This is a genomic window from Nocardiopsis sp. NPDC055879, assembly GCF_053615935.1.
The window spans coordinates 72,213-93,869 of record NZ_JBSHCT010000022.1 but is presented as its reverse complement, the minus strand read 5'-3'; the positions used below and the strand labels follow the sequence as shown (position 1 = coordinate 93,869).

The 21,657-nt window shown below is 66.5% G+C and carries 16 protein-coding genes and 1 tRNA gene; 5 read left to right on the top strand and 12 right to left on the bottom strand.

Going from position 1 to position 21,657, the window contains the following annotated elements:
• Positions 1-37 precede the first annotated feature (37 nt).
• Positions 38-622: a TetR/AcrR family transcriptional regulator gene (locus ACWGKS_RS23910; protein WP_358509855.1), complete on the top strand. Its 585-nt coding sequence runs from the start codon at positions 38-40 to the stop codon at positions 620-622.
• Positions 623-686: 64 nt separating this feature from the next.
• Here the strand turns inward: ACWGKS_RS23910 and ACWGKS_RS23905 are convergent, their stop codons facing one another.
• From ACWGKS_RS23905 to ACWGKS_RS23880, 6 genes are all read right to left on the bottom strand, one after another.
• Complete coding sequence (locus ACWGKS_RS23905; protein WP_452524117.1) at positions 687-2,708, bottom strand: ABC1 kinase family protein; 2,022 nt, start codon at positions 2,706-2,708, stop codon at positions 687-689.
• A 255-nt stretch (positions 2,709-2,963) separates the two neighbouring features.
• The gene (gene dacB, locus ACWGKS_RS23900; RefSeq protein WP_452524115.1) at positions 2,964-4,562 is read right to left on the bottom strand and encodes a D-alanyl-D-alanine carboxypeptidase/D-alanyl-D-alanine endopeptidase; all 1,599 of its coding nucleotides are present in this window, start codon (positions 4,560-4,562) and stop codon (positions 2,964-2,966) included.
• A 207-nt stretch (positions 4,563-4,769) separates the two neighbouring features.
• On the bottom strand, positions 4,770-6,923 hold the full coding sequence (locus ACWGKS_RS23895) for an ABC transporter ATP-binding protein (RefSeq protein ID WP_358509858.1): 2,154 nt from the start codon (positions 6,921-6,923) through the stop codon (positions 4,770-4,772).
• Positions 6,920-7,837 (bottom strand): ABC transporter permease, encoded by a 918-nt coding sequence (locus ACWGKS_RS23890; protein ID WP_358509861.1) that lies wholly within the window; start codon positions 7,835-7,837, stop codon positions 6,920-6,922. Before ACWGKS_RS23890 ends, ACWGKS_RS23895 begins: the two co-directional genes overlap by 4 nt.
• Complete coding sequence (locus ACWGKS_RS23885) at positions 7,830-8,840, bottom strand: ABC transporter permease (protein ID WP_358509864.1); 1,011 nt, start codon at positions 8,838-8,840, stop codon at positions 7,830-7,832. The genes ACWGKS_RS23890 and ACWGKS_RS23885 overlap by 8 nt, the downstream gene beginning before the upstream one ends.
• A gap of 83 nt (positions 8,841-8,923) precedes the next feature.
• The gene (locus tag ACWGKS_RS23880; RefSeq protein WP_358509867.1) at positions 8,924-10,624 is read right to left on the bottom strand and encodes an ABC transporter family substrate-binding protein; all 1,701 of its coding nucleotides are present in this window, start codon (positions 10,622-10,624) and stop codon (positions 8,924-8,926) included.
• Positions 10,625-11,263: 639 nt separating this feature from the next.
• Here ACWGKS_RS23880 and ACWGKS_RS23875 point away from each other — a divergent pair.
• The gene (locus ACWGKS_RS23875) at positions 11,264-11,737 is read left to right on the top strand and encodes a hypothetical protein (protein ID WP_358509870.1); all 474 of its coding nucleotides are present in this window, start codon (positions 11,264-11,266) and stop codon (positions 11,735-11,737) included.
• Between the two features lie 137 nt (positions 11,738-11,874).
• Entirely contained in the window at positions 11,875-12,483 is a 609-nt protein-coding gene (locus ACWGKS_RS23870) for a rhomboid family intramembrane serine protease (protein ID WP_452524111.1), read from the top strand.
• Positions 12,484-12,615: 132 nt separating this feature from the next.
• On the opposite strand, the gene ACWGKS_RS23865 is transcribed toward ACWGKS_RS23870, so the two are convergent.
• The 5 genes from ACWGKS_RS23865 to dcd form a co-directional block, all read right to left on the bottom strand.
• On the bottom strand, positions 12,616-13,521 hold the full coding sequence (locus ACWGKS_RS23865; RefSeq protein WP_358509876.1) for a glycine betaine ABC transporter substrate-binding protein: 906 nt from the start codon (positions 13,519-13,521) through the stop codon (positions 12,616-12,618).
• Positions 13,522-13,852: 331 nt separating this feature from the next.
• Complete coding sequence (locus ACWGKS_RS23860; protein WP_358509879.1) at positions 13,853-14,782, bottom strand: glycine betaine ABC transporter substrate-binding protein; 930 nt, start codon at positions 14,780-14,782, stop codon at positions 13,853-13,855.
• Between the two features lie 44 nt (positions 14,783-14,826).
• Positions 14,827-16,047 (bottom strand): ABC transporter permease, encoded by a 1,221-nt coding sequence (locus tag ACWGKS_RS23855; protein ID WP_358509882.1) that lies wholly within the window; start codon positions 16,045-16,047, stop codon positions 14,827-14,829.
• On the bottom strand, positions 16,044-17,072 hold the full coding sequence (locus ACWGKS_RS23850) for a quaternary amine ABC transporter ATP-binding protein (RefSeq protein ID WP_358509885.1): 1,029 nt from the start codon (positions 17,070-17,072) through the stop codon (positions 16,044-16,046). Before ACWGKS_RS23850 ends, ACWGKS_RS23855 begins: the two co-directional genes overlap by 4 nt.
• A 408-nt stretch (positions 17,073-17,480) precedes the next feature.
• Positions 17,481-18,071: a dCTP deaminase gene (gene dcd, locus ACWGKS_RS23845; protein ID WP_358509888.1), complete on the bottom strand. Its 591-nt coding sequence runs from the start codon at positions 18,069-18,071 to the stop codon at positions 17,481-17,483.
• Between the two features lie 147 nt (positions 18,072-18,218).
• On the opposite strand from dcd, the gene ACWGKS_RS23840 reads away from it, so the two are divergent.
• Positions 18,219-18,292 (top strand) — tRNA-Gly (locus ACWGKS_RS23840).
• Between the two features lie 312 nt (positions 18,293-18,604).
• Here ACWGKS_RS23840 and ACWGKS_RS23835 read toward each other — a convergent pair.
• Positions 18,605-19,834 carry an MFS transporter gene (locus ACWGKS_RS23835; RefSeq protein WP_358509890.1) on the bottom strand — a complete coding sequence of 410 codons (1,230 nt, stop codon included), beginning with the start codon at positions 19,832-19,834 and terminating at the stop codon, positions 18,605-18,607.
• 861 nt (positions 19,835-20,695) lie between these two features.
• On the opposite strand from ACWGKS_RS23835, the gene ACWGKS_RS23830 reads away from it, so the two are divergent.
• Positions 20,696-21,640 (top strand): LuxR C-terminal-related transcriptional regulator, encoded by a 945-nt coding sequence (locus tag ACWGKS_RS23830; protein ID WP_452524108.1) that lies wholly within the window; start codon positions 20,696-20,698, stop codon positions 21,638-21,640.
• Positions 21,641-21,657 lie beyond the last annotated feature (17 nt).

Sequence of the window (21,657 nt, the reverse complement as noted above, 5' to 3'; positions counted from 1 at the left end):
CGTGCGCACCGACCGGCCATCGAACGGGAGGAACACCATGAGTACCGCGAAGACCACCGAGGACCCGGACAACATCAGCGACGGCCGCCGCCGCAAGGGCGAACAGCGACGCCGGCTCCTACTGGACGCCACCATGGCGGTCATCGCCCGGGAGGGTGTCACCGCGGTCAGCCAGCGTCGTGTGGCGACCGAGGCAGCGGTCCCGCCCAGCACCGTCACCTACTACTACGCGACCATCGACGACCTCCTCGTCGACACGCTCACCCGGGCCAACGACGCCTACGTGGCGGTGGCGGAGGCCCTCCCCGACGACCCGGACGGCGCGCTGCGCGGGTTCGCGGCGCTCATCGCCGAGGGCACCGGGCACGACCGAGCCCACGCTCTGGCGGAGATGGAACTGTTCCTCATCGCCGCCCGACGCCCCAGCCTGCGGGATCAGGTCACGCGTTGGCACGACGCGGTGGACGCCTTCCTCTCCCCCTACCTGCCGGACCCCGAGGCCCGCGCCGGGGTGGCCGCCGCCTGCGACGGCTATTTCCTGCGCTGCTGTGTCCTGGAACCACCGCCCTCGGCGGACCAGGTGTACCGGTCCCTGCGCCGTCTGATCGACCAGGCCGGCTGACCGTTCACTCCGCTTGGCGGACCAGGCCACCCGACCGACCTCGAACGGTCGGCGCCGGTCCCCCTCAACCCCGTTCGCCCTTCGACCCGTCCCGGACCATGTCCACCAGCAATCGCAGGACGAACATCACGGTGGCCGCCAGCAGGACCCACGCCAACAGGTTGAGCGCTTGGGTGTGCGTGGCCAGGTCCGACCAGGCCACCCCGGGCTGTTCGGTCACGTTGAACAGTCCCACCGACATGAACCCGGTGACCACCGCCAGGACGGTCATGACCGCGCGGCGGACCACCGAGCGCAGGAGTCTTCGGTCCTGCGGGTGGGCGAAGAGCCGCGCCTGCACCGTGAACCGGCCCTTGTGGAGCTGGTCGGTGATCCGGTCGAGCCGACGTGGCAGTCGGCGCAGGGTCGGCAGCAGGGCCAACAGCTCTCCGGTCGCCAGCTCTCGCAGGTTTCCGCCGTCCAACCGCTCCGACATCCGCGCCCCCGCGTACCGCTTGGCCTCGGACACCGTGTCGAACCCCGGGGCGAGGAACATCAACGTTCCCTCCAGGGTGGCCAGCGCCCGGAACACCGCCGCCAGTTCGGCCGGCAGGACCAGCCCGAACCGGGTGACCAGTATGAGCAGCTCGGTGAACATCCGCATACTGGCCGTGGCCCCACCATGCAGGTAGCGCGCCATGAACCGACCGAGCGACCGGCGCAGCCGCTCCGGGTCGATCTCCCCCGGATCGTCCACCACGTCCAAAAGCGTGTCGGTGAGCAGGACCGCGTCACCCCGGTCGATGGCCAGCAGCATCATCTGCAACGCCTCACGGGTCCGGGCGTCCAATCGGCCCACCGACCCGTAGTCGAGCAGACCCACCCCTCCGTCGTCGAGCAGCAGGATGTTGCCCGGGTGCGGGTCGGCGTGGAAGATCCCGCCGACGAGCACCTGCTCCAGCAAGCAGTCCAGCAGGGTCTTGGCGATCTCCTCCCCACGCCGCTCCGGCAGCTCGGTCCCGCCGATCTGGTGCCCGTGCAGTCGTTCCATCACCAGCACCCGACGGCTGGTGTAGGCCTCGTGGACCCGCGGGATGCGCACCGGCGAGTCGACGGACGCCTCCGCGACGGCGGCGATGTTGGCCGCCTCCACCTCGAAGTCCAACTCCTCCAGAAGGGCGTCGGCGAACCTCTCGGCGAGGCCGCGCACCCCGATCGCGGGCCCCCACTCGGTGTGCTCGTCCACCCGCTTGGCGAGGCGTCTGATGATGTCGAGGTCGCGTCGGACCACCGGACCGATTCCCGGTCGTTGCACCTTGACCACGACCTCCTCACCACCGAGCAGCCGCGCCGGATGCGCCTGGGCGATGGACGCGGCGGCCAGGGGTTCGGGGGTGAAGTCGGCGAACACCTCGTCGACCCCGCGTCCCAGTTCGGCGGCCACGCAGTCGCGGATGTCGTCGTAGGGGACCCGGGCCACCTCACTGTGCAGTCGGCCCAGTTCCTCGACGAACACCGGTGGCAGCAGGTCGCGGCGGGTGGCCAACACCTGGCCGAGCTTGACGAACACCACCCCCGCCTCTTCCATGGACCGGGCCAGGGAGCGGGCGAGCCTGCGCTGTACCGAGGTGTCGTCCACCCCCTCCCGTCGACCTATGACGTATCCGCCCAGGCCGTGCCGGACCAGGATCCACAGGATCCCGCGGTACCGGCCCAGTCTTCCGAACAGGTCGGTGGTCTCGCGGAGCAGGGCGACCGGACGGACCCCGGTACCTCGCGGCATGAGGAGTTCGAGGGCGACGAACGCGAGCATCGAGCCCACCGCCATCGCGAACAACATCAACGCCAAGAAGCCCGGTTGGTCCATCCGGGCCGGCTCCGCGGTGTTCAACGCGTCGAAGGAGCCGTAGTGGGCCAGGACCGCACCCACCGATCCGATCGGTGCGCCGAACATCGCGGCCAGCGCCAGACGTGGCAGGTTGAAGGGCACGTCCATGAGCCGGCTGGCGAGTTTGCCCAGGCCCAACAGGACCAGGATCATCACGACCAGGGAGAAGACCTGACCGATGATCATGCCCAGCACAGATGTGACGGTCAGCGATTCCACACGGAAGGCCCTTCTACGGCACGGCGCGGCGGGGAGCCGCGCTGTGGGAGGAACGGGGTGGCGGGAGAACCCCGCCGTGTTCAACATTGCCGGCTTCGGCCGACCCGCGACAGCCCACGTCCTCGGACTGTGGACAACCCCATCGAACCGCGCCGACCTCCTCGAACACGGACGAGGGCCCGCCGATCCCTCGACAGGCCCTCGTCACCGCCCGTGCCACGCCCTTTCAGGACGACGGCATCGGCGCTATCGGTCTCAGCAGGTCAGCTCCCAGGAGCATTCCAGCTCCCCGCTCACCGCGGGCTCACTGCGCAGGGACACGGTCCCCTCCGGCGCCTGGTTGCCCAGGTACTCGGCGAGCCGGACCACGATGGCGTCCTGCACGTGCAGGGGCGCCGCACCGGCGTGGTCGTTGTTGACGACGCTGAAGTGGACCTCCGAGCCGTCCGGCCCCTGTACGTAGCCGGACAGGGCGCTCACCCCGGACATGGTGCCGGTCTTGGCCTGCGCGACGCCGTCGGCCGCCGTGCCGTCCATGCGCGAGGCCAGGGTGCCGCCGACGAACGGGTCGCTGTCGCCGGCCACCGGCAGGGAGTCGTGCCAGACCTCGTACCAGGGGGCGTCCTGCACCCGAGTCAGCAGGTCGATCATGCTGTTCGCGGTGATCCGGTCGGTCCGGGAGAGCCCCGAACCGTCGTTGAGGACCAGGTCGGAGGTGTCCACACCGAGTTCCTGGAGAGCCTCCTCCACCCCGGCCAGGCCGGCTTCCCACGAGCCCTCGCCCGCGGTCTCCTGGCCGACGCTCTTGACCAGCATCTCCGTGTGACCGTTGTTGCTGAACTTCATCAGCGGAACGAGGATCTCCTCCAAGGTCATGGAGGTGTTCTCGGCGACGGCGTGGGGCTCCGCCCAGTCCTCGGGGACCTCGCCCTGAGCGATGTCCCCCTCGACCTCGACCCCGTTCTCCTCCAGGGCCCGGGCGAACACGTGCCCGGCCATCCCGGCGGGCTCGTCGACCGTGCGCAGCTGTACCGACGGCTCGGTGTCGGCGGGCAGGCTCCCGGTCACCTCGATGGTGTTGGTGCCGACCGGACGGTCGACCACCAGGGTGTTCTCGCCCTCGGCCGGTCCGGTGACGGCCTGGTTGTCGACCTCCACGTGGCCCTCGGCGGCGCCGGGGTCCACGCTCACCGCCTCACCGTCGTCGGTGGCGGTGACGGTCACCTCCGTCACTCCGGTGTCGTAGCGGTCTCCGTGGGCCACGGTGAGCGCCGAGATCTGCGCGGAGTAGGCGTAGGGCTCGTCCTCGGGCCACCAGTCGTCCACCAGGCGCTGATCGTCGAACCAGGTGTCGTCGGCGTACACCTCGCCCACCGAGGTGATCCCGGCGGCGGCCACGTCCGCGGCCATGGCGTCGATGTCGTCCGCGCTCAGCGTCGGGTCGCCGCCGCCGACCAGGTACAGCCCGGGCACCTCTCCTGCGGCGGTGTCGTCCTCGACGACGGCCCGCGTGGTGAAGGTGTGGTCGGGGCCGAGCGTCTGCAGGGCCGCCGCCGTGGCGAAGTTCTTCATGTTGGAGGCGGGCAGCAGCGAGGTGTCACCGTGCGCCGAGTAGAGCTCCTCGCCGCTGTCGGCGTCGGTGACCACCACACCGGAGGTCGCGCCCTCCAGCGCGGGGTCCTCCAGGATCGCGTCGATGTCGGACCGCAGCTCGTCCGCCCGCTCATCGGGATCCGCGGTGTCGGCCAGCGCCGGTGTGGTCGCCAACGCGAGGGAGAGGGTGAGAAGGGTGGCGGCCGACCACCCTCCGTGTCGTCGGAACGGCGTGGGCCGTCGGGGGGTGGCGGGAGTCAAGGATTCTCCTTCGGGGGAAACCGGTCAGAGACAACGTGAACGTCGAAACTAGCGGAGCCCCGCACCCGAAACCAGGCACTTTCGTCATCTCGCGTGTCGTCGAAGGTGGTGAAGGAACCCGGAACGAGGAACCGGCGCCGCGGAGGGGACATTCTCCACGGCGCCGGTCAGATCCCATCGCTACCGACGGCGCACCGCCGGACCACCTCAGATGAGCTCCACCACCTGGGAGTAGTGGCAGGCGTCCCGGTGTCCGCTGCCGCGGTCCAGCAGCTCCGGCGGTTCCTCGACGCACTTGGTCCGTTCGGCGTCGGAGAGTTCGTTCGCGAACTTCGGGCACCGGGTGCGGAAACGGCACCCCGAGGGCGGGTTCGCCGGGCTCGGGATGTCGCCCGTGACCATGATCCGTTCCCTGGTCCGCTCCTTGATCGGGTCGGGCAGCGGGATCGCGGAGATCAACGCCTGGGTGTACGGGTGCGAGGGAGAGCTGAACAGCTGCTCCGTCGTGGCCGTCTCCACCATCTTGCCGAGGTACATCACGGCCACCCGGTCGGCGATGTGCTTGACCACCGACAGGTCGTGCGAGACGAACAGGTACGACAGCCCCAGCTCGTCCTGGAGGTCCTCCAGCAGGTTGATCACACCCGCCTGGATGGACACGTCCAGGGCCGAGACCGGCTCGTCCAGGACCAGCACCCGGGGGTTGAGCGACAGGGCTCGGGCCACGCCGATGCGCTGTCGCTGGCCACCCGAGAACTCGTGCGGGTACCGCGAACCGTGCTCGGGGTTGAGCCCCACCAGCTCCAGGAGCTCCTTGACCCGCTTGCGCGCGTCGCGGTGTCCGTCCCCGTGGATGCGCATGGGTTCGCCGATGATGTCCGAGACCGTCATGCGCGGGTCCAGGGACGCGAAGGGGTCCTGGAAGACCAATTGCAGGTCCTTGCGGAGTGGACGCATCCGGCGGTCGGAGAGCCCTTGCAGGGGTTGCCCCATGTACGTCACCTCGCCCGAGGTGAGCCGGATGAGGTTGAGCAGCAACCGCGCCGTGGTGGACTTGCCACAGCCCGACTCCCCCACCAGCGCGAGCGTCTCCTTCTCCCGCAGGTCCAGCGAGATACCCGAGACCGCCTGCACCTCTCCGACCTTGCGGCGCAGGATGCCCTTGGAGCGGATCGGGAAGTGCTTGACCAGGTCGGTGGCGCTGAGCAGCACCTCTGGTTCCACGGGGTTCCCCGGTTCGGCTTCGTCCCCGCTCTCCTGCGAGTCCTCGTCACCGGGCCGGAACAGGTCGGCCGCCCCCACTCCCACCAGTTCGTCGCTGAAGTGGCAGGCCGCCGTGTGGACGGCGGGGTCGCCCGTCTCGGAGGGCTCCCGGCCGGTGTCACCGTTGGTGAGCAGCAGCCGCGGCTCTTCCTGGTGGCACCGTTCGCGCGCCATCGGGCAGCGCGGCGCGAACCCGCAGCCCGGGGGCAGATCCCGCAGGGAGGGCGGGCTTCCGAGGATGGGTGTGAGCCGGTCGGAGCGGTCACCGTCCAGTCGGGGCAGCGAGCCGAGCAGCCCCAACGCGTAGGGCATGCGCGGCCGGTAGAAGACCTCCTCCACCGGACCCATCTCCACGATGCGGCCCGCGTACATCACCCCGACCCGGTCGACCTGACCGGCGACGACACCGAGGTCGTGGGTGATGAGCACCAGGGCGGCGCCGGTCTCCCGACGGGCCCGCTGGAGCGCGTCCAGGACCTGCGCCTGGACGGTCACGTCGAGCGCCGTGGTGGGTTCGTCGGCGATGATCACGTCCGGCTCGTTGGCCATGGCGATCGCGATGACCACGCGCTGGCGCATACCGCCGGAGAGCTCGTGCGGGTACTGCCTGAGCCGCTGCTCGGGCGACGGGATGCCCACGATCTCCAGCAGTTCCAGCGCCCGCTCCATGGCGGTCTGCTTGCTCACCTTCCGGTGCGCGAGCACCGCCTCGGCGATCTGGTAGCCGATCGTGTAGACGGGGTTGAGCGAGGTCAGCGGGTCCTGGAAGATCATCGCGATCTTCTTCCCGCGGACCTTGCTGATCGCCTTGTCGTTGAGCCCGATGACCTCCTGGCCGAGGACCCTGGCGGAACCCTCCACCTGTGCGTTCTTGGGCAGCAGGCCCATGATCGCCATGGAGGTCACGGACTTGCCCGACCCCGACTCCCCCACGATGCCCAGGGCCTCGCCCCGGCGCAGCACGTAGGAGACCTCGCGGACCGCGGGAAGCGGGCCGTCGTCGGAGGGGAAGGTGACGCTCAGATCGGATACCTCTAGCACCACGTCGTCACCGGTCTCGGCGGTGGCGTGTTCTTCGTTCATGTACTCAGTCGTCATCGCCGCACCCTGGTCTGTCGTGGGTCGAGGGCGTCCCGGAGGCCGTCACCGATGAAGTTGATCGTCAGACAGATCAGCACCAGCAGCACACCCGGCGGATAGAACAGCCAGGGACGCGTGGTCACCGCCGTGCGCGCGCTGCCGATCATCTGGCCGAGCGAGATGTCCGGGAGCTGGATGCCGAGCCCCAGGAAGGACATGCCCGCCTCGGCGAGGATCGCCACGGCCACCAACAGGGTGGCGGCGACGATGATCGGTCCGGCCGCGTTGGGCAACAGGTGCCGGACGATGATCCACGGCGCGGAGGCCCCCGATGCCCGGGCCGCCTCCACAAACTCCTGTTCCCGAAGGGACAGGACGACGCCGCGGACCACACGCGCGATGGTCGCCCACGAGAAGATCGCGATGATCAGGGCGATGGCGGACCAGGAGGCCCCCGCACCGGTGTTGCCCGCGATCGCCGCGGCCGCGACCAGCAGCGGGACGATGAGGAAGATGTCGACGATCCGCATCATCAACGCGTCGACACGACCACCGTAGTACCCCGCCGTGGCGCCCCACATGGAGCCGACGACGGTGGAGACCAGCGAGACGGTGAAGGCGACCTTCAGGGTCTGCTGGGCCCCGCGCATGAGCTGGGCGAGGACGTCGTTTCCGGCGGCCGAGCTTCCCAGGGGGTGTTCGCCGCCCGGCGGCAGGTTGCTGGGGATCTCCTTGTAGACGGTGTGGTCCCACACCCAGAAGAAGGGCCCCACGAACGCGAACAGGATGATCAGGATCAACATGACCAGGCTGATCATCGCGGGACGGTGCCGCGTGAACCGGATCAGGATCGTCTGCAGCTGGGTCCGGTCGGCACTGTCCTTCTTCTTCGCCCCCTTGCGGGCGCTCCCGAACATGCCGTTCTCACTCATAGCGGATCCTTGGGTCGAGCACGGCGTACAGGAGGTCGGCCACGAGGTTGGCCACGATCACGATGACGCCGCTGAGAAGCAGCCAGCCCATCAGCGCGTAGGAATCGTTGTTGTCGACCGCCGTGATGAAGAAGTCGCCGAGACCGCGCCATTGGAAGACCACCTCGGTCAGGATGGCCCCGTCGATCACGCCCGCGACGCTGATGGCGACGACGGTCGTCAGCGGGATCAACGCGGTACGCAGGGCGTGGCGTCGGATGACCACGTGATGGCGCAACCCCTTGGCCCGGGCCAGACGCACGTAGTCGCTGTTCATCACCTCCAACATGGAGGTGCGTTGGTAGCGACTCCACGAGGCGAAGCTGATCAGCATGAGCACGAGTGTCGGCAATGCCATGTGGGCGAAGGCGTTGAGGAATTGGTCTCCCAACGGTTCGCCCTGGGCTCGGAAGCGTCCGTCACCGATGGTGGCGAAGACCTGTTCATCCACCAACTGGTTGAACTTGACCCCGGCCGCCTGCATGATGCCCGCGAGCCAGAAGGTCGGCATCGCCAAGGCCAGGAAGCCGACGAAGGTGAGCGTGTAGTCGAGTTTGGAGTACTGGCGCAGAGCGCTGATGACACCGGTGATGATCGCCAGGCCCAACGCGAAGACCATGGCGGCGCCCACCAGGCGCAGGGTGGTCCATAGACGTTCGGCGATGGCGGGGCCGATCTCGTACTGCGGCCCCTGGGTGGACGGGCCGAACTCACCTTGGAGCAGGCCGATGTCGCCGTTGCCACCGATTCCGGTCATCCACAGCCAGTACCGCTCAGGCATGGAGCGGTCCAGGTAGAGGCGCGCCTCCGCCTGCTGGATGACTTCCTCCGTGGGCGGTGGCTGTTGCATCCGGATGTCGGCCAGGGGGTCACCGGAGACGTCGATCATCACGAAGGTGAGGATGGATGCGAGGACCAGGACGGGTATCGCACCCAGAACGCGTCGCATCGTGTAAACGAGCATGGAAGTGATCCTTCAGGGATGGGCGAGGATCGGCCCGGCCCCGGGAGGGTGTCCCGGAGCCGGGCCTGGGCACTCGGTCCGCCCTAGTCGGCGATGGTCCATTCACCGACGTTGTGGGTGGAGCGGTAGCTGGACTGGAGGTTGTCCTCGACTCCCGCGAGCCGGTCACTGTTCACGAAGGAGTAGTTCGGCTCGTGCATGATCGGGAGGACGTAGGCCTCCGGGACCAGGATCTCCATGGCCTCGTTCAGGTGACCGGCGGCGGTGTCGAGGTCGGGGGCGTTGGCCGCCTCGTCGACCAACTCGTCGACTTCCTCGTTGTCGAAGCCACCGAAGTTGCTGTCACTGTCGCTGCGCCAGTACTGGGCACCCGACGTCACGAAGTACGGCGTGCCCTGCCAACCGAACTGCATGATGTCGTAGTCGTTCTCGGCGAGCGTGCCGCCCAGGTCGTCGGTCACCTCGATGTTGGCGGTGACGCCGATCTCGGCCAGTTGCGCCTGGATGAGCTGGAGCGAGGTGTTGCGCACGACGGAGTCGGTGCTGCGCAGACGGAAGGGACCGACCTCCTCACCGTCGAGGGTGAGGGTGTCGCCGACCTCGTAGCCGGCCTCCTCAAGGATCTCGGTGGCGGCGTCGATGTCGCCGGTGCCCTGCGTCTCGCCCTCGTAGTGGTCGACGAAGTAGGGGCTGTCGTTGCCGAAGATGTGGTTGTTCTTCAGCTGGTACTCGGGGTAGCCGGCTTCGTAGTTGCGCGAGGCGATCTCGTCACGGTCGATGGCGGTGAAGATGGCGCGTCGCAGCTCGACGTCCTGGAGGAACTCGTTGTTGAGGTTGATGTCCACGTGCTCCCAGGACGCGCCCTCACCGATCGAGGTCTTGGCGTTGGGCAGATCCTGAAGCTGGGTGTAGACGTCCTCGTTGTAGGAGAAGGGGTTTCCGCCGTGGATCTCATCGTTGCTGAAGGCGTTGACGAAGGTGCCCTCGTCGGTGTTGAACATGAAGGTGACGCGGTCCAGGCCGGGCTCGTCGCCGAACCATTCGGGGTTCGGTTCCTTGACGACCTCGTTCTCCAGGTCTCCCTCGACGATCTGGAACGGGCCGCCGGACCACTCGGGGCGCTCGGCGTGCAGCCAGGCGAAGAACTCGCCCAACTGGTCCGGATCGTCGACGTCCCAGCCGTTCTCCTCGGCCAGGTGGGAGGGGAGGAAACCACCGGCGACGCTGTGCGAGTCGAACAGGCCCATCCACTCGGCGTTGGCCTGGCCCTCCTTCAGAGTGACCGTGGCGGTCTTGCCGTCGACCTCGATGGCCTCGACCTGGTCGGGGTTGGTGCTGGAACGGGAGTCACAACCGTTGCAGTGCCCCTCCTCCGGCCCGGCGGACATCATCCAGGTGACCCGCAGGTCCTCGCCGGTCATCGGCTCGCCGTCGCTCCACACGGCGTCGTCGGCGAGCGTGAAGCTGAACTCGAAGGGTCCCTCGTCGGGGTCGTCGTTGATCAGGGTGGGCTCTTCGGCGAGGACGTCCATGTCGTACTCGTAGGTCTCGGCGTCGGCCAGCCACCCGCCGGTGCTCGGAAGGATGCCGGAGAGCATCTGGATGACGTAGACGCTGCCACCGGCCGCGCTGATGGACTGCCATGCGCCGGGAAGGGTCTCGATGACCCAGGTGGCTTCCCTGACGCCATCGTCCTCCTCTCCGCCACCGCTACAACCACTGGCCACCAACATTGCTGACGACGCCGCCGCGGCGAGCGCCAGCGTCTTTCGACGCTTGAACATAGTCACACCCTTGATCACTGAAGCGACAGGACACGGGGGAGATGCCCCAAGGGCACGCCCCGACAAAACTAGGCGATTAGTCGATCAGAAGACCATTTAGCGAAAAATCTGTATAGCCCCAATGCCGGATTCGTGACCCATCCGCAACCGGTTCGCGCCCATCGGACCAAGCCCTGGTCATGTTTTCTCAATACCCCGACAACGCACCGTGTCACTTCACATCTCCGCAGGCCAGAGGACCCACGGGAAAACCCGCCAATCACCGGGGATTCGGACGACCGACTAAAGGTTTGCGGTTAATCGGTTAGCTCGAACAGCCTCGACACATAAGTCAACAATGTTTAACTACGGCGAGGACCCGAATCACTACCAAAAGAGAAGTGGACACAGAGAACCATTCACCTCAAGTCGCACCAAAATAGGACAGTTCACCGAGGCGATTTCTATCCTAGAAAACATAGGATGAACCAATCATCGACTCTTGTATCCGCACGACACTCGAAAATGGACACGGATATGTCCTGAACCCCGCCACCTAAATGTCCGAAACCGAGGACCCCTCGCACACGAAGCGGATAAGGTTCCGTGTGACGACCTCCGTCATCCTCAGCGCCCCGCCCAGCGAGAGAGGCATCCGCCGTGTCCGAATCGGTCCGCCTGGTCTGCCCTGTAGGTCGTAAGTACGTAGAGACTTGGGCCGGTTACGTTCTGGTGATCCTGGGCTTGATCACGGCACTGATCGGCTCCGGCCACTGGGCCGGCGTCACCCTCGGGGTCCTGCTCGTACTCGGCGGCGCGGCCTGCGCCGTCCACGGCCACCTGATCAGGAAGCCCGTGCTGGAGATCTCCAAGGACGAGTTCCGCTACGAGCGCGGGTCCTACGTCGTGAGCGTCCCCTTCGAGGAGATCGGCTCCTACCACCTGCTGCCCGGGCGCATCCGTTCCCTGGGCCTGTACGACACCACCGGGCGAGCCAAGCGCTTCCCGTCCCTGTCCGGTCGCCGCACCGCGCGCAGCCACCTGCCGTTGACCGGGATGATCCAGCCCGCCAGGGTCGAGGCCTTCATGGCCGTCGCCGGCATCCCGCCCCGCAAGCGCTCCCTGACCTCCTGACCGGGGCACCATACCGGCCCCGCCTCGGACCGAGCCGCACCGTTCCACCCCGAGGATCAGTCAGACATTCCTCTCTATTCATCACACACACCGCGACGGACATACCGCCACAAGGCCTGTTCCTTTACGCTCAAAGTGTGAAGCAGTCCAGAATCACCGCCATCCTGACCGTAGCGGGGATGCTCGCGGCCATGTGGGTGTTCGAGATCGTCGACACCGTCCCCGGCATGCGGCTCGACCAAGAGTTCGGGCTGCGTGCCTGGGACACGAGCGCCCCCTGGACGATATTGACCGCCCCGTTCATGCACGCCAACTTCCCCCACCTGATCGGTAACTCGCTGCCGTTCCTGGTGTTGGGGTCCCTGGTCGCCTTCAGCGGCCAAGGCCGCTTCCTGCTCACCACCCTGATCGTGGCCGTGGTGAGCGGTGTGGGCGTGTGGCTGTTCTCCGTCCCGGGCGTCCCCACGGTGGGCGCCAGCGGACTCGTGTTCGGCTACTTCGGCTACACCGTCCTACGCGGCATCATCGAGCGCAAGACCGTCGACATCGTCATCATGATCTGCGTGGTCATCTTCTACGGGACCATGATCTGGGGGGTTCTGCCCCAACACCCCGGAGTCTCGTGGCAAGCACACCTGTTCGGTTTCATCGGTGGGCTCCTCGCCGCCTACATGTTGCCCAGGCGTGAGGCCGATCGTCGGATCAGCCCCGGCGGCGGTGCGCAGGGCGGCTACTACGCCCCCTGAACCGCGGGACCGGAGCAACGCGAACGAACACACGGCGGGGGCCGTCCTCCCAGATGGGATGACGGCCCCCGCTTCTCGTGCTCCCCCTCGGCGCGAGGGGTCGCCACCCGTTCGTGCGCACGGTCACATGGGTCAGAACTCCAGGCCCTGCGCCGCTTCACCCATGGTGCGCTCCAGGAACATGGGGTTCTTCGACAGCCACTCGCGGGCCCCCGCGGTGGCGTCCTCCACGCCGGGGGCCACCGTGAGCACCTCCAGTTCCGCCAGTTCGTCGTCGTTCATGGTCCAGTTCTGGATCCACTCGGTCAGTTCCGGGTAGTCCTCGCCGAAGCCGTCTCGACCAACGGAGTGGATGTTCTCGGCCTCGCCCATCAACCCCTGCGGGTCCTCAAGGTCCTTGAGGCCGTACTGGGCGTAGGCCGGGTGCGGACGCCACAGCGTCACGACGATGGGTTCCCGCGCCTCGTACGCCTCACCCAACTCGGCCATCATCGAGGCACCCGACGACGTCTCCAGCTCGAAATCCTCGTCGAGCAGGTAGCCGGGCATCGCCTGGTCCCGGGTGACCCTGGTCAGACCCGCGTCCGGTTCGATACCGACGATCTTCCCGCCCAGGGCGTCGGAATGTCGAGGCAGGTCGTCGATCGAGACCAGGTCCTCCATGTACTCGGGAACCGTCAGGGTGAGGGAGGCGTTGTCGTACCAGGAACCCAGGGTCTCGACCCGACCCCTGTGCTCGTCCATGTACTCGTGGTGCGTGACCGGGAGCCACATGTCCAGGTACAGGTCGAGATCGCCGGCGGCCACCCCCTCGAAGGCGGACGTCAGATCGGTCTCGGTGACCGTGACGTCGTAGCCCTTCTCCTCCAGGATCACCTCCCACAGGTGGGTGACCGCGATCGCCTCCTCCCAGCCGATCAGCGCGATCTCGACGTCCTTGAGGTCCTCGCCACCCTCTTCGGCCGCGCATCCGGTCAGCAGGAGTGCCCCGCCCATCCCGCCCGCGACCAGACTCTTCAGGCCCTTGTGGCTGTACATCCTTGGGGTCTCCCGCCCTCGAAGTCCTTCTGTGCGCCCGCACGCCGTGGAGGGTCGACCATCGACGCGGGCTCTGTGACGACACACGGAAACGGCCGTCCCCAGCATGGGAACGACCGTCTCAAATGTACTTGAACCACCAGTTTACGTGTGAGAACGACCGCTGAAACTCCGGCCCGCCGTGGTCGGTTCCGTGACCGGCCACGGATCATCGCCACGGCTCCGGAGAACCCCGTTCACGACGAAGGGCCGCCCCACCGGTGGCTCGGGTCCTGGCGGTGGAACGGCCCCCATGAGCGTGTACCCGTCGAACGGGTCCGCGTGGAGGTCCTTAGAACTCCAGGCCCTCGGCGTCCTCGCCCAGGGTGCGCTCCAGGAACTCGGGGTTCTCCGACAGCCAGACGCGAGCGCCCTCCTGCGGCTCGTCCTCGTACTCGTCGAGCGTGAGAACCTCCAGCGTGGACAGCTCGTCGTCGTCCATCGTCCAGCCCTCGATCCAGCCGGCGACCTCCGAGAAGTCCTCTCCGAAGCCCTCGCGACCGATGGCGTGGATGGACTCCGCCTCGCCCATCAGGCCCTCGGGGTCCTCAAGGTCCTTGAGGTCGTGCTCGGCGTAGGCCGGGTGCGGACGCCACAGCGTCACGACGATGGGCTCCTCCTCGGCGATCGCGGAGTCCAGCTCGGCGAGCATGGCCGCGCCCGAGGAGGTCACGAGCTCGAACTCGTCGTCCAGGCCGTAGCCGGGCATCGCGCTGTTCTGCGTGGTGTCGGTCAGGCCGGCGCCCGGGTCGATACCGACGATGCGGTTGTCCAACTCGTCCGCGTGGTCGAGCAGGTCCGGGATGCTGTTCACGTCCTCCATGTACGTGGGAACCGTGAGGGTCAGGATGGCGTTGTCGTACCAGGAACCGAGGTCCTCGATCTGGTCGCCGTAGTCGTTCCAGTACTGCTCGTGCGTGGCCGGGAGCCAGGTGTCCAGGTACAGGTCCACGTCGCCGTTGGCAACGCCCTGGAAGGCCGGAGCGACGTCGACGTCGGTGACCTCGACGTTGTAGCCCTTCTCCTGCAGGATGACCTCCCACATGGCGGTGGTGGCGATGGCCTCCTCCCAGGCGATCAGCGCGATGCTGATGTCCTGACCGCCCTCTTCGGAGTCCGAACCACCGGTCAGGTCCTCGCCGCCGTTCCCACAGGCGGACAGCAGGAGCACTCCGCTCATACCGGCGGCGGCCAGACCCGTCATGCGCTTACGGCTGTACATCTTCGGGATTCCCTTCCCTAGTGACTTGCGTGGACCGGCCGATGTCAGGAAGCGACACGGGCCTGCGGGCTGTTCTTGGTGACGGCGGCGGTGAGGCGGTCCAGGAAGATCGCCAGGATCACCACGGCGATACCGGCCTCGAAACCGAGCGCACCGTCGTTACGGGTGATGCCCTGGTAGACCTGGCTGCCCAGACCACCGGCACCGACCATGCCGGCGATGACGACCATGGAAAGGCCCAGCATGATGACCTGGTTGACACCGGCCATGATCGTGGGCAGGGCGAGGGGAAGCTGGATACCGGTGAGGATCTTGCTCCGGGGAGCACCGAAGGCCTCACCCGCCTCCACGAGTTCCTTGTCGATGCCGCGGATGCCGAGTTCGGTCAGGCGTACGCCGGGCGGCATCGCGAACACGATGGTCGCGACCACACCGGGTACGGCGCCGATCGAGAAGAAGAAGATCGCCGGGATCAGGTAGACGAACGCGGGCAGCGTCTGCATCAGGTCCAGGATCGGCTTGACGATCTTGCTGAGCGTGTCGTTGTAGGCGGCCAGGATGCCGATCGGAATCGCGATGACCACGGCCACGAGACTGGCCACCAGGACCAGACCGAGCGTGTCCATGGCGTTGGTCCACTGTCCGACGGAGGCCACGATGGTCAGGGCGATCAGCGCGAACAGCCCCATGCGCCAACCGGCCACCGAGAGCGCGAGCAGGCTCAGCAGCAGGATCATCATCAGCGCCATCGGCCGGGTGACGAACATCGGCAGCAACAGCCAGCCGAGCAGCACCACGAGCAACCAGCCGCCGGCGACGACCCCGGCGCGGAACCGGGTCCGCTTCTCGACGAGTCCCAGCGCGGTGACCGCGATCAGGAACACGAGGGAGACCACGAAGTAGGGCTCCACGACCGTGTCGAACAGGTTCATCGCCCAGATGAAGAGCCCCGGGACGGCGTTGACGATGGCCGTCACGACACCGAACAGTGCTTCGAGGACGTACAGCAACGAGACGCCGATGACGATGCCGAGCAGCGGAAGCCGACGCCAACGCACCAACGGCGCGGCGATGATCACCGCGGCGATGAAGGCCAGCTGCCCGGCCGCGGGTTCGACGAAGAACCCGGACAGGACGGCGACCGCCCAGCGGATGAACTCACCGCTCAGGTCGAAGAACCAACCGAAGTTGGCCTTCAACCAGCTGTTGAACGCCTCGAACCCCTCACCGAGAGGCAGGGAGGGCGGAAAGTCGACGGGTGTCACTTGCTCTTCTCCCCGCTCGCGTTGGTGTTGAGCGAGGCGAGCACGGACTCACGGGTAACCATGCCGAGCACCTCACCCTGGTCGGAGACCACACGCAGACGGTCCGAGGTCGACACACTTGAGAACAGGTCGGCGACGGCGGTGTCGGCGTCGACCTGAGGAACGGAGTCGTCCTTGGCCACGGAGGCGTCGATGACCGCGGACGCGGTGAGCACCCGGGAGCGGTCGACGTCCTCGATGAAACGTTCCACGTAGTCGTTGGCCGGGGAGTTGAGGATCTCGGCGGCTTCCCCGATCTGGGCGACACGACCGTCCCGGAGCACGCAGATCCGGTCACCAAGGCGCATGGCCTCGTTGAGGTCGTGCGTGATGAAGATGATCGTCTTGCCCAGGCTCGCCTGGAGCTCGATGAGCTGCGTCTGCATGTCGCGGCGGATCAGCGGGTCCAGCGCGCTGAACGCCTCGTCCATGAGGATGATGTCGGTGTCGGCGGCGAGGGCGCGGGCCAGGCCCACGCGCTGCTGCATGCCACCGGAGAGCTGCTGCGGGAGCTTGTCCTCCCATCCCTCCAGCCCGACCAGGGCGAGGGTCTCCTTGGCCTTCTCGAAGCGCTCGGCGCGCGGGATTCCGCGCAGCTCAAGGCCGTAGGCCGCGTTCTCCAGCACGGTGCGGTGCGGGAGCAGGGCGAAGTGTTGGAAGACCATGCTGATCTTCTCGCCCCGAAGCTTGAGCAGGTCCTTCTGGTTGAGGGCGGTGATGTTCACGCCGTCGACCTCGACCGACCCCGCGGTCGGGTCGAGGAGGCCGTTGAGCATCCGGATCAGCGTCGACTTACCCGAGCCGGACAGGCCCATGACGACGAAGATCTCGCCCGGTTGGACCTCGAAGGACACGTCGATGACGGCGGCGGTCACGTCGAGGTCGGCGATGGTGTCACGGTGGCTACCGTCGGACAGCCGTTCGACGGCTGCCTTCGATTGCTTACCGAACACCTTGTACAGGTGGTCTGCGCGTACTGCTGGCACGGTCTCCTCACGGGGCTGTCCCTGTCGCGAAGGCTCGCCGAGGATGTCGGTCCTCACCGCGAACCTGCGGTTTCCACAGGTGAGTGGTCCGCGCAGAGCCCCCCGTGCGCGCCCGTCAAAGGGCGAAACCATCACCTGGTCACGTCGGGGCGCCACCTTACCGAGATGTGAACGCACAGTTCAGGCGGCATGTCACTACCAGATAACATGTTTAACCGCCATAAAACACGTCCGCCGACCTGTAGCGCCGGATGCAGATCCCACAGGGCGCCCGAATGTGATCTATACCACTGCACATTTTAGGGCGACAAGGGTCACAGTTCCATGTCAGGCACATGAAACAACGGAACGTGTCAAAACATGACCGTACCGTAAGGACGATTTGAGGCTTCGAAGCGACCCCTCGCTTTAACGCTCCTCCTCCACGACCCGGGTCCGAACGAAGTTCTGGTGCGAACGCGACGGAGTCGGGCCGCGTTGTCCCTGGTAGCGCGAGCCGTAGGCGGCCGAACCGTACGGGCGCTCCGACGGTGAGGTCAGTTGGAACATGCACAGCTGCCCGATCTTCATGCCGGGGTAGAGCTTGATCGGCAGCGTCGCCACGTTGGACAACTCCAAGGTCACGTGACCGGAGAACCCCGGATCGATGAACCCGGCGGTCGAATGCGTGAGCAGACCGAGCCGACCGAGAGAGCTCTTGCCCTCCAACCGGCTCGCGACGTCGTCCGGCAGGGTCACGATCTCGTAGGTCGAAGCCAGCACGAACTCGCCGGGATGCAGGATGAAGGCCTCTTCCCCGTCGGTCTCCACCAACCGGGTCAGGTCCGGTTGTTCCACCGACGGGTCGATGTGGGGGTACTTGTGGTTCTCGAAGACCCGGAAGAAGCGGTCCAGACGCACGTCGATGCTGGACGGCTGCACGAGAGAGGGGTCGAAGGGATCGATCCGGACCCGCCCGGACTCGATCTGCTTGTTGAGGTCACGATCGGAGAGCAACACGGTGTCGAACCTACCGGTCGAACCCACCGCCTGCGAGAACAGCCCTACGGTCCTCCCGTGAGGGCGTCATCACCACGCCGACTTGCCGAACCGACCCGGAGTTGGGCTAGGATAACCACCGTTGGCAGCCGCAACCGGCGCGCTCACGCGGATGTAGTTCAATGGTAGAACTTCAGCTTCCCAAGCTGATAACGCGGGTTCGATTCCCGTCATCCGCTCCATACGTACAAACGGCCAGGTCAAACCGATCCCCCGGTGACCTGGCCTTCCGCTTTCCCAGGGCACTCGGCGCAGACCCATGGGACCGTCTCGTTCCGGCCCCTCCCCGTAGTCGACGGCCACGTCCCCCAAACGAGGACGGCGCCCTCGACGCGGAGGAGGATGAACTCCTCTCCGGCACGCATGAGGCGTTGGAACCGTCTCCAGGTCGACCGAGAAGGCGGCGTCTCACGGCGCCGGGGCCACGGGCCTCGAAGTCCTCGTGTTCCGTCCAGGTCTCTTCGCGAATCCGACCGGTGTCCACGTGCGACGCCTCACCGGGCCTGGCGGTGGGTCACCCGCGCCGCGCGTCGCGGGTCGGCCACGCCGGCGCCCAGGGCCAGGCCGCACACCAGGAGCGCGGGCAGCAACAGGCCCGTGCCGACGCCCTCCTGCTCCGCGAGGGCACCGATCACGGGCGCCCCCACCAGAGGACCCAGGTAACCGATCGCCGCCACCGTCCCCAGGTTCCTTCCGACCCGGTGGGGATCGATCTCCGACGCGGCGCTGAAGAGCTGCGGCACCGTGCACGACAGGCCCAGACCGACCAGGGCGAACCCCACCGGCAGGGCCCAGGCCCAGGGCACGACGAGGGCGATGAAGAACCCGCAGACCACGACCAGGGCACTGGACCGCAGCAGTTTCACGCGGCCCAGCACCCGGGCCAGGCGGTCCCCGAACAGGCGGCCGATGGTCATGGTGATCGTGAACGTGGCGAAGACCGAGGCCGCGAACGCCCCGGAGGCGTTCACGCTCTCCTGCGCGTAGAGCGCGCTCCAGTCCTGAACGGCGCTCTCGGTGAGCATGGCCGTCAGGACCATCGCTCCCAGGAGGAGCAGATGTGGTGAGAGCACGGGCCGCCGGCCGGTCTCACGGTCTCGGCTCGGTTTCTCCACCGGCGGAGGCGCGAACCGCAACAGGGCTCCCATCGGGAGCAACGCGGCCAGGGCCAGGAGCACCCCCACCATCTGGAACGCGGCGAGCGGGCTGACGCCCGCGTAGGCGGTGACGAATCCGCACAGCGCCCCGAAGCACGATCCCAGTGAGACGAAGGCGTGGCAGGAGGACATCAACGAACGTCCCAGGGGCCTCTGGAGCAGGGCCGCGTGGGTGTTGACGCTGATGTTGAGCAAGGAGTGGGCGACGCCCAACACGAACAGGGCGATGGCCAACCGGACGGGACCCTCGGCCATGCCCGGCAGCATCAGGCAGAGGGGCGCGACCACCCCGGCCGGGACGATGACGAACCGGGGCGCGCACCGATCGAGCAGGGCTCCGCCCGTGCGCGCCGTGAGCACCGCCCCCAGGCCCATGCACAGGAGGGCGAGGCCCAGTTGGTCGGCGCCGACGCCGGCCTGTTCCTTGACCGCCGGGATGCGGGACGCCCACACCGGCAGCAATGCTCCGGTCAGGAAGAAATATCCGAGCAGGGCGGAACGGGCATACAGGAACTTCCTCTCATCGGTAGTGGCACCAGGATTACTTTGTTCGGTGTCGGGACTCACGGACACTCTCCACGCTCTGTGGGCTGATGAAATAGATCTACGCCGACAGATTCAATACGCGGGCGACAGCGGGGTTGAAGCGGCCAGAAGATTGTTTTCGTGCGCCTGTCAGTCGACCCACGGTCGGTTGAAGAAGAGAGACTACAGCCCACCTCGACGGCAGAAAAGCAGCTCAGAGAGGCTGTCACTCGATCCACCGCAGACCCCTGACCTCAATCTTCACCCGGAAAGAGACCAATGGACGACTTGCCCGAAAAACCCTCATTCATCGCCAGGTGAGAGTATTACACAAAAGACCTCACATGGACGACCAGAGAGAATTCTTATCCTTTCAACCGAGAACACAAGTAACATAAACGGACACAAGGAAGGCGAGTCGAGAATATTTCCCACATTTACACGGGGAGATTCGTTGGTTATTTTCATCGAGGACCGGAGAACGCCGTCGAAAGAGATGGTGAAGAACACGCCGATCCGGGCCCACCTGGAACTCCAAGTGGGACGGGGCCCTCGAACACACCATCGTCGACCTTCAACCCCCCGACACCACGAGAACGCCCGCCACCACTGTCGACCGCCTCTTCGTCGAGGCGTCATCGGTCGAGGGGCTCACCGGACCCATCATGCGAAACGGCCGGTTCCGGACACGACATGTCTTACCGACCCAAGCTCACCTACCATCGATAAGCCGATTCCGTTGCGCGGTGAAGCCCGTCCACCGCAGGTCGACCCACGGTGGTACGCCCTTGTCCCGGGCCTCATGAGATCCGAGATCGCCCCTCCCAGAACGGTTAGAAGTTGATAGAAGGACCGACCGAGCTCGAAGGACCGATACCCCCTGAAGCGGTGGAGCTTTACCGGTTGACCATCGAGGATCCCTCATGGACACCGGAACAGGCTCGGGAGCTTCTGGGTCTGGACGAGGACCGGCTCCTCGAACTCATCGACCTGTTGATCGGTTACCGACTGTTGCGTCCTTCCCAAGACTCCCGCTATCGGTACCAGGCCAGTGGGCCGGAGTCCGCGGCGGTCGAACTGCTGGAGGCGGACCGCAGACGTCTGCAAGACGAACAGATCCGGATGGACCGTGTCCGCGACGAGCTCCTCTCCCTCCAAGCCACCTACTTCAGTGCTCGTCAGTCCCGCCGCAACTCCGAGGCGTTCGATGTGGTGGAGGACGTCGACCTGGTCCGTCTGATCCTGTCCAACGAGGCACAAAGGGCCGAGAAGGAGTTGTGCATCGCTCACTCCGGCGGAGGCATGAGCGAGAAGGGTCTCTCGCGCAGCATCTCCTTGGACCGCCTCATGTTGGAACGTGGGGTGGTGATGCGCTCGGTCCTCCAACACGCGACCCGACACCACGCGCCCACCAGGCACTACGTCAACGAGGTCAGCAAACTGGGTGCGCAGGTCCGTACCATTCCGGTGGTCCCTCGACGGATGATCGTCTTCGACCGCCGGGTGGCCTTCATCCCCATGGAGGGGGGCGAGGTCACCCAGGGCGCGGTGCTGTTGCGCGAACCGTCCGTGGTGGACAACCTCTGCTCCTTCTTCGACCTCATGTGGCAGAACGGGCGTTCATTCCCCGTGGACACGTTGAACGAACAGCCCGTGGCCAAGGAGGAGATCCGCGAAGCCATCCTGGAGGGCTTGGTCACGGGGGCCAAGGACGAGATGGTCTCCCGAAAACTGGGCATCTCCGTTCGCAGCTGTCGGCGCCACATCGCCGAGATCATGACCGAACTGAAGGCGGAGAGCCGGTTTCAGGCCGGTGTCCTGGCCCACAAACGTGGGCTGGTCAACTGACCGGCCCACGCCGTTGG